This window comes from Celerinatantimonas yamalensis, assembly GCF_046054155.1.
GTDB lineage: Bacteria > Pseudomonadota > Gammaproteobacteria > Enterobacterales > Celerinatantimonadaceae > Celerinatantimonas > Celerinatantimonas yamalensis.
Genome location: NZ_JBEQCT010000003.1, coordinates 348,644 through 363,191, shown reverse-complemented (window position 1 = coordinate 363,191; position 14,548 = coordinate 348,644). Strand labels below are relative to the sequence as shown.

The following is a 14,548-nucleotide window of genomic DNA, read 5'->3' as shown; positions in this document are numbered from 1 at the left end:
AATTGGCCTGTCATGTAGGAAGTCACGATTGTTGCCTAGTATAAATGAGCGGCGGGGGATTTGACAAAGCCCCAACCCAAGATGAATTAGGTTGAGGCGGATTGAGGTTATTCTTTTTTGGCCAGTTCCCAAACAACATGCGTCATCGCACTGTTACCCGGATCTTTTTTAATCACTGTCGCTTTGCCACTATTGAGTAACATATTAATGGTTCGATGATAAGCTTTAGGTTCCAAGTAACCCATCTTATCGGTATTGGCGTAGGTAATAAGTTTCGCCACGTTTTCCATCTGTCGTTGCTGAACCGCTAGCGTTGCCGCACCTGACATATCTTGTGCCACAACAATTTTAGCCGCTTCTTCAGGATGTTTGACCGCGTAATTCCATCCTTCAAAGGTTCCAGCTAGAAACTTCGCCATTTTGCTGACAAACGCCGGTTTTTTAAGATCAGGGGCTAACACATATAACCCATCTTCAAGTGTCGAAACGCCTTCGTCTTCATACGGAAAGGAGATCAACTGATCGGGTTTCATTCCTGCATCAATGAGCTGCCAATATTCATTATAGTTCATCGCTGAAATGCAATCGGCTTGGCCGCGTAGCAGTGGATCAACATTAAACCCTTGCTTTAAAATATGAATATCTTTACCGGGTTTGAGTCCCAATTTAGCCATCCAATTAAAAAATGGATATTCATTGCCGCCGTACCACACGCCCAATGTTTTCCCCTTAAGATCGGCTGGCGAATGAATACCCGATGACTTTTTACAGGTCAACATCATCCCAGAACGATTATAGATCTGCGCAATATTCACCAATGGGACCCCTGATTCCCGAGCCGCCAAGGCATCGGGCATCCAATCCACGATAACATCAGCAGAATGGCCAGCAATCACCTGCACAGGGGAAATATCGGTCCCGCCGGGTTTAATCGTGACCTCAATCCCATGGTCTTTATAAAACCCTTTTTCCTTGGCAACATAATAACCAGCAAACTGCGCTTGAGGCAGCCATTTTAATTGCAATGTTACCTTATCCATCGCATGAGCTGTCGTTGCCAGAGTCGCCACAACAATCGTTGCACAAGCTGTCCGTAGCATTTTACTTAATGTTAGTTTACTCATCATCTACTCTTCCTTTGTATTATTGACTTGAACTCTTAGGCCTTGCGAATAGCGGGGTGCCAAAAAGTCACTCGACGCTCTAGATAAACCAAAACAGCATAGATCAACGAACCTGCCACCGACGCGACCACAATCGCCGACCAAACAATTGGCATGTGCATGCGCGCTGCCTCGACTGATATTCGAAACCCCAACCCTACCGTTGGCGAACCAAAATATTCCGCCACAATCGCGGTAATCAACGCCAATGCCGAATTCACTTTCAATGCATTAAAAATAAATGGCATTGCGGCGGGAAGGCGTAACATTTTTAGGGTAACCCAATAATTTGCACCATAGGAATACATCAACTCACCCTCTAGTTTATTGGTCGAATGCAACCCCGCCAGGGTAGAAACTAACGCCGGGAAATAAGTGACTAATACAATAACAGCCGCCTTAGATGGCCAATCAAAACCAAACCACATGACTGCAATGGGCGCGATACCCACCAACGGAATGGTGCTCGTTAAGTTGGCTAAGGGCAGAAAACCACGCTGCAAAAAAGGTGACCGTTCAATCAATATCCCTGTTACGATGCCCAAACCATTCCCCAGTAGATAGCCCGCCACAACCGCCTTGACCACGGTTTGTACAAAATCGCCCCACAACATCGCGCTATGTGTTGCCAGTGCGCCAGCAATCGCCGTTGGGGTGGGTAATAGCACTTGTGGCACGTGTAAAAATGTCACACTCAACTGCCATACATACAGACACCAAAAACCGAAAAGAGCCGTCATCACTAACTGCGGAATCTGTCTATCTGGCAGCTCGGCTAAATATTTCAAAGAAAGATTGGCTAATAAAACCACCGCTAAGACGTAAAACCAGAAAAAAGCAGGCACCGGCGAGAATAAAGCCCCCGTATGTATGAGCAAATAGGCACTGATAAACGTACCAAGCTGCGTCACTAAAACATGTTTAAAATGAATGGGCGATACGCAGCTATAAACCACCGTTGCTAATAAAAATCCCCCTAATAAAAGGGTGTTATGATCGGAATGAATGCTCAAATCAGTAAGGTTTAACACCACCGATTGGGTCAGCCCCAGTAACGTAAAAATAAAGGATAAAACAATAAATAGCGTGCCCGGTTTATAGTTATTCACGCGATTCTCCTTGTCCGCATCACCCAATATTCAACCACACTGACTAGCCCCGTTAACGATAATCCTAATAACGATGCAACGACCAATGCTGACCAGATCATCAAGGTATTCCCATAATACGACCCCACTAATAACCGCGCACCTAATCCTGCTTGGGCACCCGTGGGTAGCTCTGCCACCATGGTGCCCACTAATCCTGCGGCAATAGCGACTCGGCAAGCGGGAAATAGATAAGGCAGCGACGATGGAAACCGTAATAGCCTAAATGTGTCAAGTGGCGTCATTGCATAGGTATGACATAACTCCATTTGCAATTTAGGGGGAGCACGCAGCCCCTGCACCATCGCCAAAGTAATGGGGAAAAAGCACAAATACATGGCAATCACCGCTTTGGGGAATAAGCCAGTCACACCTAAACTGCCTAAAATAACCAGAACAATCGGGGCTATCGCCAATACCGGAATCGTTTGTGAGGCGACAATCCAGGGGAGCAACGCGCGATCTAACATTTTGGAGTGGACAATGATAACGGCCAGCGCAATGCCCAGTATGCACCCCATGACAAACCCAGTTAATGCGGCCTCTCCTGTGACCCACGCATGATAGAGGATATTACGCGGTGAACTAACGGGCCATTGCGTCATACTATTGAAAATATCGATAATAATTTGATGGGGAGTTGGCAGCACCGGTCTTGACATGTTCCAACATGCCACAACCAACTGACTCACTGACCAATCACTTGGCAATACGCGCGCGATCACCGCTTGTGCATTCATGGCAATAGCTAAGGCATACCAAAGGATAAACACAATCCCCAACACGACCGTCATCGGTATGCCATAGCGCTTTGCGACACCTAAACTGATGTTCATAATGCCCCATCCTTAAGCGCATCTCGCACCTGTTGGGCGAGTTGAATAAATGCTTCACTATCGCGCAGCGCCGCGCTGCGTTCGCGTGGTAATGGGGAGTCGATAATGTCAACTATGCGCCCTGGGCGCGGTGACATCACCACAATTTTGGTCGACAGATAGACCGCTTCAGAAATAGAATGCGTGACAAATACGACGGTTCGTTGCTGCTCAAGCCAAAGCTCTTGCAGTTGCTGGTTAAGATGATTACGAGTGATTTCATCCAGAGCACCAAACGGCTCATCCATCATCAATATTTTTGGCTCAAACCCCAGAGCTCGAGCAATTGACACTCTTTGTTGCATGCCCCCAGAGAGCTGCCAAGGATATTTATCTTCAAAGCCTTGCAGGCCAACCTTCGCTAATTGTTCTTTAGCAATTTGCTGCACTTCTTGCACTGGCCGCCGCTGAATAATCAAAGGCAACATCACATTTTCCAGCACCGTTCGCCACATTAACAACGTTGGCGCTTGAAAAACATAACCATAAGCTCGCGCCTGACGCGCCTCTGATGGACTCATTTCATTAACGAATACCGTGCCAGAGGTGATCGGTTCAAGGTCTGCAATGACCCGCAATAATGTTGTTTTGCCGCATCCTGATGGCCCAATCAAGGAAACAAACTCACCTTTACCAATAACCAGATCAATGTTGGACAATGCGTGGACAGGTTGATCAGCTGCTGGATAGATCACATTTAGCGCTTTCGTTTTCACCACTGGTCGAAAATGTGGATTAGCTTCAGCTTCACTCATGGATTCACAGGTCAAAACCCGAAGAGGTTGATTCATGATGTTTTCCTTAACGCTATTAATGAAAATTCCTGACCAATTGGTTAATTTTTGATAAGCACGATATATGCCATGTAATGGTAAGGGCCTTTCATAGGGAGAAAAACGTTCATTTTTAATAAATAAATGAATCAATAATGGATTTTGTTGCGTTGATGGGGCACCAGATTGATCAAAGCGAACCATTGTAGAGCAAAAAATACTCAACTTTCGGTGCAAGAAAGCATTCTCGATAGACTGACTAACGATCCTCGCAAAAAACAGGAACCGACTCAGCGCTTTTATCTGGTTTTCACCCACTCAGATAGCCAGCCCGTATACTGAAACGCAGTTGATCCGAGAGGGAAGCTCAAAGGGAATGAGTTAGCTATTCAAAAAGTGGATATACAAACAGCAAGCGTATCGCGTTAGAGCCTATTTAAAAATGAATGATGCGGAAGTGACACCATAAAAGTGCACGCACTAAGACAATGTTGAGAACGGAACTTGAGGCAAAAGAGCCAAGCTGAACGCTTGGCTCTGCATAGTTGGCTTACAACTGGCGCAATGCGTCGATACGTTTTGCAATGGGAGGATGAGACATAAACAGTTCACTAAATGACGTTTTACCGTTAATACCAAATGCGCTCATTGCGCCTTCCAGCTCACTTTCATGACTGTGATCTAAACGCTGCAGGGCGGCGATCATTTTTTGTTTACCGACTAACTTAGCACTGCCGGCATCAGCGCGAAATTCTCGCTGACGCGAGAACCACATCACTATCACTGAAGCCAACAAGCCAAATACCATCTCTAACACGAACACAGTGGCCATATAAGCGAGGCCGCCCATAGCCGGACGATCGTCATCACTGTTATTGCCGACGTTGGCAATAATACCGGCCACCACTCGCGCTAAAAAGATCACGAAGGTGTTGACCACGCCTTGTACCAGCGTCAAAGTGACCATATCACCATTGGCAATATGGCTAATTTCATGGGCCAGTACCGCCTCGGCTTCATCGCGGGTCATGCTATCAAGCAGACCAGAGCTTACCGCCACCAACGAATTATTTTTACTCGCACCAGTGGCAAAAGCATTCACTTCTGGCGACTGATAGATAGCCACTTCCGGCATGCCAACACCCGCTGCATTCGCTTGGCGTTTGACCGTATCCACTAACCAATACTCTTGAGCATCTCGTGGCTGCGTAATGACTTGAGCACCCACCGAGCGTTTAGCGATCCATTTAGACATCAAAAGTGATATAAACGCTCCGCCAAACCCGAAGACACTGGCTAACACTAATAAACCTGTATAACTTCGCGTGTTCAAGCCTGTCACCGCGAAGACAATATTAAGAACAATTCCCAACACTAGCACAACGGCTAAGTTGGTCAGAATAAACAGCAATACACGTTTCATGTTAACGCCTACCGTTAAAAGTAACTAAGAGATAACCACTATTAGCTAATCATTGAATGATCAACTATCAGATTGGATATTAGCTGTATCCTAATAGGAGTCAAGCATCTGTTATTCGGAATATTATTGGGTTTATATTCGGTTTTTATATAATCAATAAAAATTTTCTTCGCTTTGTTCACTCAACAATAACTTGATTAGTCATCTTTTAACAACACTGATATATCTAAATCATGGGCAATATCTGCAACATCCACGCGTGTCCGATAGCCAATCGAGCCCAGCTTGGGAGCCTTCAAATGGACTTGTAAATAGCTAACATTTTCATCCAATACAGGAGTGCTGGGCTGGCAATGATTAGCTATCCACCCCACGAGAGTACACCCCATTTGGCGAATCGACTCGGCGCTGAGCAACGCATGGTTAATGCAGCCTAAGCGAATACCCACAACCAATATTACCGGCCAATGATGACCACCGACCCAATCGGCAAAACGCTGTCTGTCATTGAGTGGAACTTGCCAGCCACCAGCCCCCTCAATAATCACTTGCTCGCTGCCTTGGACTAAATCTTCCAGCTGGCCATCCAAAAGCCTAATATCGACAGATTGGTGGGCTATTCGAGAGGCGATATGTGGCGCAATCGCCGGTTCAAAGGTATTCGGGTTGACCACCGTGTAATCTAAGCGACGAGCACTATATGCTTGCAGTGCAAGCCCGTCTTCATTGCGCAGTTGGCCATCAATCCACTTCGCGCCTGAAGCCAGTGGCTTAAACCCATCGGCTATCACATGGTGCTGTTGAAAAGCTTGCAGTAAAGCACAACTTATCACCGTTTTGCCGACTTCAGTATCGGTCCCCGTGACAAATAAAATTGGATACCGATTACGACTCATTTGCTCAAGACTCCATAGATAATTTGATAGCTCGCTAGCAGCTGCCCTTTGGCATTGCTAAAGTGCTCGCGATAATAGTGCTCCATCACTGCCAGCTGACGCGGAGTCATGAGGCCGGGACGGCGCTGGTGAAGATAGTTGGCACCAAATCCTTTTAGTTCTCGTAGCACATCAATACCATTGGCATACGCCAACACCACTGGCTGGGGAGTCAATTGACAAGTGCACCAAGGGCTGGATTGACTAGCCCGCTGGATCTGCGCCAGCGTTAAGAAAGGACGAATATGCACGTGATCGTCCACCTGGGCAAAGCTCTGCGCTAATTCATCCAAGGTACCACACGTCAACGTACTAAAAAGTAACTGTCCGCTAGGCTGAAGGACGCGATAACATTCACTTAAAGCCGCACTGAGATCGCCGCACCATTGCAGTGCTAAATTAGAAAAAATACGTGATACACACCCCGATTGCAGAGGCAACTGCTCTGCATCGCCTTGCAATAATTTTACCGACTGACGATGCATTCGGCTCTGTTTTAGCATCGCTGCCGATAGATCAAGGCCAATGACGTCTTCGCTATTATCAGTTAACGCCGATAAAAACTGACCACTCCCACACCCTAAATCAAGGCACAAAGCAACCGATTTTGATGAAGCATAGGCGAGCAATGTTTGCCCTGAGATACGTTGCAATTGTGCATGCTGTTGATAGTGCGCTGCCGCTTGGCTAAAATGCCGTGCAATAGCGGCTTTACTGTCAGTGATGACCATGATTGGCCTCGTTAAACACGCTTGCCAAACAAGAGAGCGCCTTAACCAAGCGCGTAATATCATCCTTGGTGTGGGCAGCCGTTAGGGTAATGCGCAGTCGAGCCTGTCCAGCAGGTACAGTCGGAGGGCGAATCGCGCTCACCCAAAACCCGTGCTCACGCAGTGAGCTCGAAAGAGCCAACGCTGTTGAAGCTTGACCAACCCATAGCGGCTGAATCGCACTGTCAGAGGGAAGCAAGCGCCAAGAGGTCTGCTGCATCAGTGTCTTAAACTGCTCAATACGCGCGATTAAAATCTGCGGCAAATCAGTGGTCCGAACCAGTTTAATCGCTGCGCTTACCGCACAGGCTTGCGCAGCAGGCATGGCTGTGGAGTAGATAAATTCACGCCCTAAGTTAGTAAACAATTCCATTAACTCTATACTGCCAGAGAGCATTGCCCCACCCACCCCAAGCGCTTTGCCAAAAGTCGCCATTAACAAATCAGGGTTAATTTGCGCCACTGCGCAGCTGCCCCGCCCCTGCACGCCGCGCACGCCCAAGCCATGCGCATCATCAACCATTAACCACGCATTTTGTTGCTGGCAGATAGCCTTGATTGGTGCAATCGGTGCCGCATCCCCATCCATACTAAAGATCCCTTCAGTCACTACCAGACGATTTGACGCAACGCTGCGCTGCAATCGCGCGGCTAAACTTTGCGGCTGATTATGTAAAAAGCGTTGACTGGTAGCAGCAGTCGATAAGGCAGCATCAATCAATGACGCATGATTGAGCTTATCTTGCACAACCAAATCACCCTTTCCGAGCAAAGTTTTAAGCGCTAACTGATTTGCGGCAAAGCCGCTATTAAGCAGGATCGCAGCCGGACGGTCGAGCCAGTCACATAACTGCTCGATGAGTATCGCATGCGGGCGCTGAAACCCCGTCACTAACGGTGACCCTCCAGAACCCACACCATAACTCGCGGCGCCTTGTTGGTAGGCCTTGATCACTAGCGGATGAGCCGCCAAGCCTAGATAATCATTGCTGGAAAAATTAAGATAACGTTGTCGGTTACATTCAAATGTGCGTCCAGTCGGAGCATCGTTAACTTGAATCTGTCGAAATAAAGCTTGGTTTTTACGCGCTTGCAGCTGCGCAAAGCGATTAGCAAAGTTCATCATTTAGGAGGCGTCATAGAAGTTTTCATCATGGCTAGTCTGCTGAGTCGCCATTCGCCGGTATAGTCGCTCTTCCTCTTCTTGATTGCCTAAATGGGTTGAAACGGCCTCAGGTCGCATCCCTAATTTACGCAGCAAGCGCATGTCTTCGCTTTCTTCTGGATTCGGAGTGGTCAATAACTTGCAGCCGTAAAAGATTGAGTTAGCACCCGCCATAAAACATAACGCTTGCGTTTGTTCATTCATCGACTCCCGACCTGCCGATAGGCGTACGTGCGATTGAGGCATCATAATCCGCGCAACAGCAATGCAGCGGATAAAATCAAAATGATCAAGATCGGCCGCATCTTCCAGCGGTGTTCCTTTCACCTTCACCAACATATTGATCGGCACGCTTTGTGGCTGAATGGGCAGATTTGCCAGCTGCATCAATAAACTACTGCGGTCGGTAGCGCTTTCACCTAAGCCCATGATCCCACCCGAGCACACTTTCATTCCAGCATTACGGACATTTTCTAGCGTATCTAGGCGATCATCATAAGTGCGGGTTGTAATAATTTTATCGTAGTAGTCACGAGAGGTATCTAGGTTGTGATTGTAATAATCAAGCCCAGCTTCAGCGAGAACTTGCGCTTGATTTTGATCGAGCATGCCAAGGGTCATACACGTTTCCATTCCTAACGATTTCACCCCTTCGACCATCTTCAGCAAATAGGGCATATCCCGCTCTTTAGGATTTTTCCAAGCCGCCCCCATACAAAAACGGGTCGAGCCATTTTGTTTGGCTTTTTTAGCTTCTTGGATAACTTGTTCAACTTCCATTAAACGCTCTGACTCTAGGCCAGTATCGTAACGAGCACTTTGCGGACAATACTTACAATCTTCTGGACAAGCCCCCGTTTTTATCGATAACAAGGTAGAAATTTGTACTTCATTGGGATCAAAAAACTGACGGTGAACGGTTTGTGCACGAAATAATAAGTCGTTAAATGGCAGCGCAAATAGGGCGTCAACCTTTGCTAACGACCAGTCATGGCGAACTGAATCTGACATGCTCATACTCATACTCAATCAAGTGATGAAAATTGACGAATAGTCTAGCGCGCTGCACACAGCTGTCAACTTTATATGAATTACACCTTTACTAAAGAATATTTATTAATCGATTTGTGTTTGTATATCGATTGAACCGAGCAATGCGCTCTACACAAAACAATTCACCTTTGCCAATCTCGCCTTTCGTCAACCATTCGCTATCGACAGAAAGTTACGAGACTGATAAATAGCAAGCCATTACATCGCGAGCAGCAGGTAATTTCGCCCCCAAGCAGAAAATTAAATGCTATCGCAAGTCATCGCATTACACCGGGATCTAATGATATTCTGTTAATATATTAAAACTAAAATATTTACTAAAGATTAATTAATGAACGATATTATCGAGCGTGATCAACACCATGTTTGGCACCCTTACACCGCCATGAGCCATCCTCTGCCGTGCTACCCAGTGAGACGCGCCAAAGGCGTCTATCTCGAACTAGAAGATGGACGGCAACTAATTGATGCCATGTCCTCTTGGTGGGCCTGTATCCACGGTTACAATGTTCCTGAACTCAATGCCGCCGCATCACACCAGCTCAGTCAGATGGCACATGTCATGTTTGGTGGGATCACCCATCGGCCAGCGGTGGAATTATGTGCGTTGTTGGCTCAGATCACGCCCGATGGTTTGGAAAAAGTATTCTTGGCTGACTCAGGTTCAGTTGCCGTCGAGGTCGCTTTAAAAATGGCGATGCAATACTGGCAAGGACGCGGTCAAACTCGCACCCGTTTTGCAACCATTGGCCGCGGTTATCATGGCGACACCTTTGCGGCGATGTCGGTCACCGATCCAACCAATTCAATGCACTGGATGTATCAAGGCTTTTTACCGCAGCAACTATTTTGTAAACCGCCGCAATGCGGCTTTGGTAAGCCATGGGACCCTGATGATTTGATACCGCTCAAGCAATTATTAGCTAAGCATCATCAAGAGATCGCCGCAATTATTTTAGAACCGATTGTCCAGGGTGCTGGGGGAATGCGGATCTATCATCCCAACTATCTGAAAGGCGTTCGGGCATTATGCGATGACTATAATTTGCTGCTGATAGCCGATGAAATAGCCACTGGCTTTGGCCGTACTGGCAAACTTTTTGCCTGCGAACATGCGCAGATCTCACCAGATATTATGTGTGTTGGTAAAGCACTTACCGGCGGTTATATGACATTGTCCGCGACGCTTACCAGCGAAAAAGTCGCCAATAGTATTGATAACAGCGCGGCTGGAGTATTGATGCACGGCCCAACGTTTATGGGCAATCCCTTAGCTTGTAGCATTGCCCTTGCCAGCACGCAGCGGCTATTGCAGATGGACTGGCCACAACGTCTTAACGCAATTGAAAACCAGTTAGAGCGGGAACTAGCCCCTGCGAAAGCCCTCGCCGCAGTAGCAGATGTACGGATACTGGGGGCGATTGGGGTGATTGAGTTGCATCAAGCTGTGGATTTAGCCACTATGCAACAGCGCTTTGTTGAGTTGGGGGTGTGGATCCGCCCATTTGGCAAACTGATCTATATTATGCCGCCTTTTGTCATCACCGCAAAAGAGCTCACTCAAGTCACCTCAGCGATGCTCTGCGTGACTCGCGAACTATCACATTGCCCAACTCAAACGGCTTAAATAACCGCTTAACTTTTGTTCTGATTCCATGGATTAGACAGATCAAATGTAGCCAAATATAACGCCTCTACTTTGGTTCGTGCCCATGGGGTTCGGCGCAAAAACTTCAACGATGATTTGATCGATGGATCGCTTTTAAAACAGTTAATAGCAATCTGCTGAGCTAAGCTTTGCCAACCATAATGGTCGACAAGTTGGGTAACGATGGTTTCAAGGGTTAACCCGTGTAACGGATTATTACGCTGATCATGACTCATAAATAAAACACAACTCCGAGGATCAATAATAAAATAGAAATATCCTTTCACGATGATGAATCAAACTGAATTCATCGACCTCGCGCTCAAAGAGCGCGATACTACACTAATTTATCCATGTCGCCCATGCACTGAGCATGCGGGCCCAAGTCGCAACGCCCCATCGAGCAGGATAGTTTCAGTTCATGACCACAGAATGGGCTCGCCAACCCACTCAACAAAACTGGCACGGCCGTCGGCAACTAAATGGTCCATAACTGCAAATAACTGCTGGGCAACAAAGTCAGGCGAAAACAATTGGCTGATGGTGCTCGAGTTTAAAAATGGCTTCGATAGTGGCGTGTCGGTCGATCTTGGGTGAAAAGCGACAATTTTCACCTGCTGGCTCGTCTAACATACTCAAACGCGTCGGTAATCAGTTACATATTCAGCGCGGCCTTAGAACTGCGGTAACTAGGCCAACCGCTGCGATGATTATCACTAATATGGCCAACACCCGCACTGAAAAAAAACAACTTGCATGCGCCTTGAGTGCGCAAAATATCAACACGATAACGTAGGAACAAAAGCATTCAAATGCATGACGCGTGACATTGCTAAGGCAATCTGCCCGAGTTTTTTCTCGGCGATAGACGCATCACCACGCAAGACGCATTACCACAAAGTTTTGTGATCACCGCTTTCGCAATAGCGCTCTCAGTACCTATCAATTACTAGCGCCGAGTATGCCGCCACATCATTTATCCCGCGATTTCGAAGGCAGACCGCACAGTTCATCACAGGTTTTTTGCCCCAAAATTAACCGCGAGAATCGGTAGCGATAGCGCGCAAAAAACCAGTAGCCAACATCGGCAAACCAACCGATCACGGGCCAGCGCAATAATCTAATCCAGCGATGTTTATCGACTTGTTGCCATGCTGCCCAAGTTGCATCTAACCCGAGTAGTATCTCTCCAGTTTGGGTCTGAGCATGCAAAATACGAGACGCTTTAAGCGTATCAATATATGGATAATTCTCAGAAAAATGGGCAATATTAAGATCAACTAACTGCAACTGATGACGCTTATCGACCTGTGCTAACTTCTGCATTTCGCGAACACACAAAGGGCATTGTCCATCGTAAAAAATCGTTAGCATTTATCAGCTCCTATCTGAGGTAATTCCTCTGCACTATAAATTTATAGTAGCAGTTTGAATTAAGTCAGTCGCTACACAATAGTTGCCCACTGTTTTATTCTAGATTGAGTAATACTCGTTATAACTGCATAGCGACCTTATGCTCTGATGACTAAGCCACTTTAAAATGCTCAATCATACCCTGAAGTTGATGACTTAGTTTGTTCAATCCAACCACCGCTTGTGCTGACTCTTTCGATGCAATATTTGTTTCTTCCCCTAAATCTCTTACCATCATAATATTCTGGTTAATCGACTCAGATACCTGCGATTGTTCTTCTGCAGCAGTGGCAATTTGTTGATTCATCGCGCGGATTTGATCCACAATCGTGCTAATTTGTTCAAACATTTCCATCATATGTTGCGCATTTTGCGCATTTTCAGACGACTTTTTCTGACTCATTTGCATCATCGACGAGGAGTGTTCTGCGCCTTGTTGTAACTGCTCGATTAAGTGATGGATCTCTTCTGCAGATGACTGTGTACGGCTGGCAAGACTACGAACCTCATCAGCGACAACAGCAAAACCGCGGCCACTCTCACCAGCCCGAGCAGCTTCAATCGCCGCATTCAATGCCAGTAAGTTGGTTTGCTCAGCGACGCTGCGGATCACATCTAACACTTGGCCCACTTGATCAGTCTGATTTTTTAAGGCAACCATCGCCTCGTTCGTCTCAGTAATTTCTTCAGCCAACTCACGGATCAGTGCAACCGCCTCATCAAGCATTTGATTACCTTGCGATACCACCGAATTAGCTTCATCGGTTGAATGTGCTGCAGACTCAGCATTATTGGCTACTTCATGAACAGTTACAGTCATTTCATTGATAGCAGTCGCCACTTGATCGGTCTGTTGCTGCTGCTTTCCTGCTCGTTCAACGCCTTGCTGACTAATCACATTCAGCTGCTCTGAAGCGCTGCTCAATTGAGAGATCCCCGAGCCTATCGCGCGGATAAGCTCGGCCAATTTTTGGCTCATCTCATCCATACTCACATAGAGTTGCCCAATTTCATCTTGACGATCAGTCTTCACCTGCTGGGTGAGATCCCCAGTCGCAATTGATGCGACAACCGCCATCAATTGGTGAATTGGTCCAACAATGATTCGACGGATCCACCAAGTCATAAAAATACTTAGAATAATAACAGCCGCTAAGACAACGAATATTCTTTGCTTGATTTGCTGGCCATCACTGACACGTTTTAGATCTTGATAGTGCGTCAACGCATCAGTGTTTTGATGCATTAACTGGGCTTGTGCCGAGAATTCATTTTGACTGACTAAAACAGCATCATGAACCCCAGAATATGATTTGATAAGGGCTTGTGCTTGCAACAAATCGTGTATCAATTCTTGTTGTAGTTGTTGCAGCGATGGGTTACCCAATTGTGCTTGAGTCGTTTTTTCGACGACGCGATCTAAAAGCTGTTGAATTTCATCAGATTTAAAGGGTTCATCTTGTCGCACTTGCATGTACAACTCTAAGTTAATTTGATCAAGTTCATGCTGAGCAAGTAACGCATCGATGGTCGCCAATTGGCTATCATGTTCACGAAGTTGTGAGATAAGTCGACTAAACTTTGCCAGGATATCTCGTTGTAGTTGTTTCGCTTCTTTATTGAGTGTCAAACGCTGTCTATTAATTGTTGAAAAATCTTGAAAAGTGCTTTCATAAGCCGTTAATTCTTTCTCTAGTTGATTCACTATTTTGATAGAAGTAGGAAGACGATAAGTTTGCTTACCTTTAGCGACCAATTGATGAAGTTGTTTGATAACTTGTGATAATTTATCGTAGCTTTGGTTCGTACCGGTTTGCACAAGCTGCGAACGAGCAATTTTCGCATCACCAATCACCTGATCGATCTTAGAGGCTAGTGCAACTTTCTCGCTTCTAGTCAAAAATTGCCCGACACCTTGAATTCCCGTCAACCCTACGATAATTGCCAAAATCAGTACAACAAAAAATCCGGAAGCGATTTTTGCACCAATTGAGAGGTTCTCTATAAATCGATTTATACCTAACATAAGCTATCCTTGTTTAAAATATGTACACTCGCTTATAGTCTTGTCTAATTAGACACTCAGAGCTTTTTTGTCATTCGTTGAATGAGCTTCTTACTCATCTAATAACTACTATAGATTGGTTTTTTGATATTCACTAAAATTTGTTATCACTTATTA

At 46.2% G+C, this 14,548-nt stretch carries 14 protein-coding genes; 1 reads left to right on the top strand and 13 read right to left on the bottom strand.

Annotation, left to right across the window (positions count from 1 at the left end; all coding sequences use genetic code 11):
- Positions 1–107 precede the first annotated feature (107 nt).
- The 9 genes from ABUE30_RS09680 to bioB all read right to left on the bottom strand — a co-directional run bounded on the left by ABUE30_RS09680 (position 108) and on the right by bioB (position 9,263).
- Positions 108–1,124 carry an ABC transporter substrate-binding protein gene (locus tag ABUE30_RS09680; RefSeq protein WP_408623545.1) on the bottom strand — a complete coding sequence of 339 codons (1,017 nt, stop codon included), beginning with the start codon at positions 1,122–1,124 and terminating at the stop codon, positions 108–110.
- 35 nt (positions 1,125–1,159) lie between these two features.
- Complete coding sequence (locus tag ABUE30_RS09675) at positions 1,160–2,272, bottom strand: ABC transporter permease (protein ID WP_408623544.1); 1,113 nt, start codon at positions 2,270–2,272, stop codon at positions 1,160–1,162.
- The gene (locus tag ABUE30_RS09670) at positions 2,269–3,147 is read right to left on the bottom strand and encodes an ABC transporter permease (RefSeq protein ID WP_408623543.1); all 879 of its coding nucleotides are present in this window, start codon (positions 3,145–3,147) and stop codon (positions 2,269–2,271) included. The genes ABUE30_RS09675 and ABUE30_RS09670 overlap by 4 nt, the downstream gene beginning before the upstream one ends.
- On the bottom strand, positions 3,144–3,977 hold the full coding sequence (locus tag ABUE30_RS09665) for an ABC transporter ATP-binding protein (protein ID WP_408623542.1): 834 nt from the start codon (positions 3,975–3,977) through the stop codon (positions 3,144–3,146). Before ABUE30_RS09665 ends, ABUE30_RS09670 begins: the two co-directional genes overlap by 4 nt.
- Before the next feature lie 532 nt (positions 3,978–4,509).
- On the bottom strand, positions 4,510–5,382 hold the full coding sequence (gene htpX, locus ABUE30_RS09660) for a protease HtpX (protein WP_408623541.1): 873 nt from the start codon (positions 5,380–5,382) through the stop codon (positions 4,510–4,512).
- Positions 5,383–5,579: 197 nt separating this feature from the next.
- Positions 5,580–6,278, bottom strand: coding sequence for a dethiobiotin synthase (bioD, locus tag ABUE30_RS09655; RefSeq protein ID WP_408623540.1), 699 nt, complete (start codon positions 6,276–6,278; stop codon positions 5,580–5,582).
- Positions 6,275–7,048 (bottom strand): malonyl-ACP O-methyltransferase BioC, encoded by a 774-nt coding sequence (bioC, locus tag ABUE30_RS09650; protein WP_408623539.1) that lies wholly within the window; start codon positions 7,046–7,048, stop codon positions 6,275–6,277. Before bioC ends, bioD begins: the two co-directional genes overlap by 4 nt.
- Complete coding sequence (locus ABUE30_RS09645) at positions 7,035–8,210, bottom strand: 8-amino-7-oxononanoate synthase (protein ID WP_408623582.1); 1,176 nt, start codon at positions 8,208–8,210, stop codon at positions 7,035–7,037. Before ABUE30_RS09645 ends, bioC begins: the two co-directional genes overlap by 14 nt.
- 3 nt (positions 8,211–8,213) lie before the next feature.
- Positions 8,214–9,263, bottom strand: a complete 1,050-nt coding sequence (gene bioB / locus ABUE30_RS09640; protein ID WP_408623538.1) for a biotin synthase BioB — start codon at positions 9,261–9,263, stop codon at positions 8,214–8,216.
- A 373-nt stretch (positions 9,264–9,636) separates the two neighbouring features.
- Between bioB and bioA the strand changes: the two genes are divergently transcribed.
- Positions 9,637–10,932 carry an adenosylmethionine--8-amino-7-oxononanoate transaminase gene (bioA, locus tag ABUE30_RS09635; RefSeq protein ID WP_408623537.1) on the top strand — a complete coding sequence of 432 codons (1,296 nt, stop codon included), beginning with the start codon at positions 9,637–9,639 and terminating at the stop codon, positions 10,930–10,932.
- 8 nt (positions 10,933–10,940) lie between these two features.
- Here bioA and ABUE30_RS09630 read toward each other — a convergent pair whose 3' ends face one another.
- From ABUE30_RS09630 to ABUE30_RS09615, 4 genes are all read right to left on the bottom strand, one after another.
- Positions 10,941–11,189, bottom strand: coding sequence for a VF530 family protein (locus tag ABUE30_RS09630; protein ID WP_408623536.1), 249 nt, complete (start codon positions 11,187–11,189; stop codon positions 10,941–10,943).
- Positions 11,190–11,372: 183 nt separating this feature from the next.
- Complete coding sequence (locus tag ABUE30_RS09625; RefSeq protein ID WP_408623535.1) at positions 11,373–11,567, bottom strand: Rossmann-fold NAD(P)-binding domain-containing protein; 195 nt, start codon at positions 11,565–11,567, stop codon at positions 11,373–11,375.
- Between the two features lie 358 nt (positions 11,568–11,925).
- Complete coding sequence (locus ABUE30_RS09620; RefSeq protein ID WP_408623534.1) at positions 11,926–12,327, bottom strand: thiol-disulfide oxidoreductase DCC family protein; 402 nt, start codon at positions 12,325–12,327, stop codon at positions 11,926–11,928.
- Positions 12,328–12,478: 151 nt separating this feature from the next.
- Positions 12,479–14,392 (bottom strand): methyl-accepting chemotaxis protein, encoded by a 1,914-nt coding sequence (locus tag ABUE30_RS09615; RefSeq protein ID WP_408623533.1) that lies wholly within the window; start codon positions 14,390–14,392, stop codon positions 12,479–12,481.
- Between the last annotated feature and the right edge of the window lie 156 nt (positions 14,393–14,548).

Coding starts and splice junctions, on each gene's coding strand:
- ABUE30_RS09680 (WP_408623545.1), bottom strand. CDS start 1,124: ATGAGTAAACTAACATTAAGTAAAATGCTACGGACAGCTTGTGCAACG.
- ABUE30_RS09670 (WP_408623543.1), bottom strand. CDS start 3,147: ATGAACATCAGTTTAGGTGTCGCAAAGCGCTATGGCATACCGATGACG.
- ABUE30_RS09665 (WP_408623542.1), bottom strand. CDS start 3,977: ATGAATCAACCTCTTCGGGTTTTGACCTGTGAATCCATGAGTGAAGCT.
- htpX (WP_408623541.1), bottom strand. CDS start 5,382: ATGAAACGTGTATTGCTGTTTATTCTGACCAACTTAGCCGTTGTGCTA.
- bioD (WP_408623540.1), bottom strand. CDS start 6,278: ATGAGTCGTAATCGGTATCCAATTTTATTTGTCACGGGGACCGATACT.
- bioC (WP_408623539.1), bottom strand. CDS start 7,048: ATGGTCATCACTGACAGTAAAGCCGCTATTGCACGGCATTTTAGCCAA.
- ABUE30_RS09645 (WP_408623582.1), bottom strand. CDS start 8,210: ATGAACTTTGCTAATCGCTTTGCGCAGCTGCAAGCGCGTAAAAACCAA.
- bioB (WP_408623538.1), bottom strand. CDS start 9,263: ATGTCAGATTCAGTTCGCCATGACTGGTCGTTAGCAAAGGTTGACGCC.
- bioA (WP_408623537.1), top strand. CDS start 9,637: ATGAACGATATTATCGAGCGTGATCAACACCATGTTTGGCACCCTTAC.
- ABUE30_RS09630 (WP_408623536.1), bottom strand. CDS start 11,189: ATGAGTCATGATCAGCGTAATAATCCGTTACACGGGTTAACCCTTGAA.
- ABUE30_RS09620 (WP_408623534.1), bottom strand. CDS start 12,327: ATGCTAACGATTTTTTACGATGGACAATGCCCTTTGTGTGTTCGCGAA.
- ABUE30_RS09615 (WP_408623533.1), bottom strand. CDS start 14,392: ATGTTAGGTATAAATCGATTTATAGAGAACCTCTCAATTGGTGCAAAA.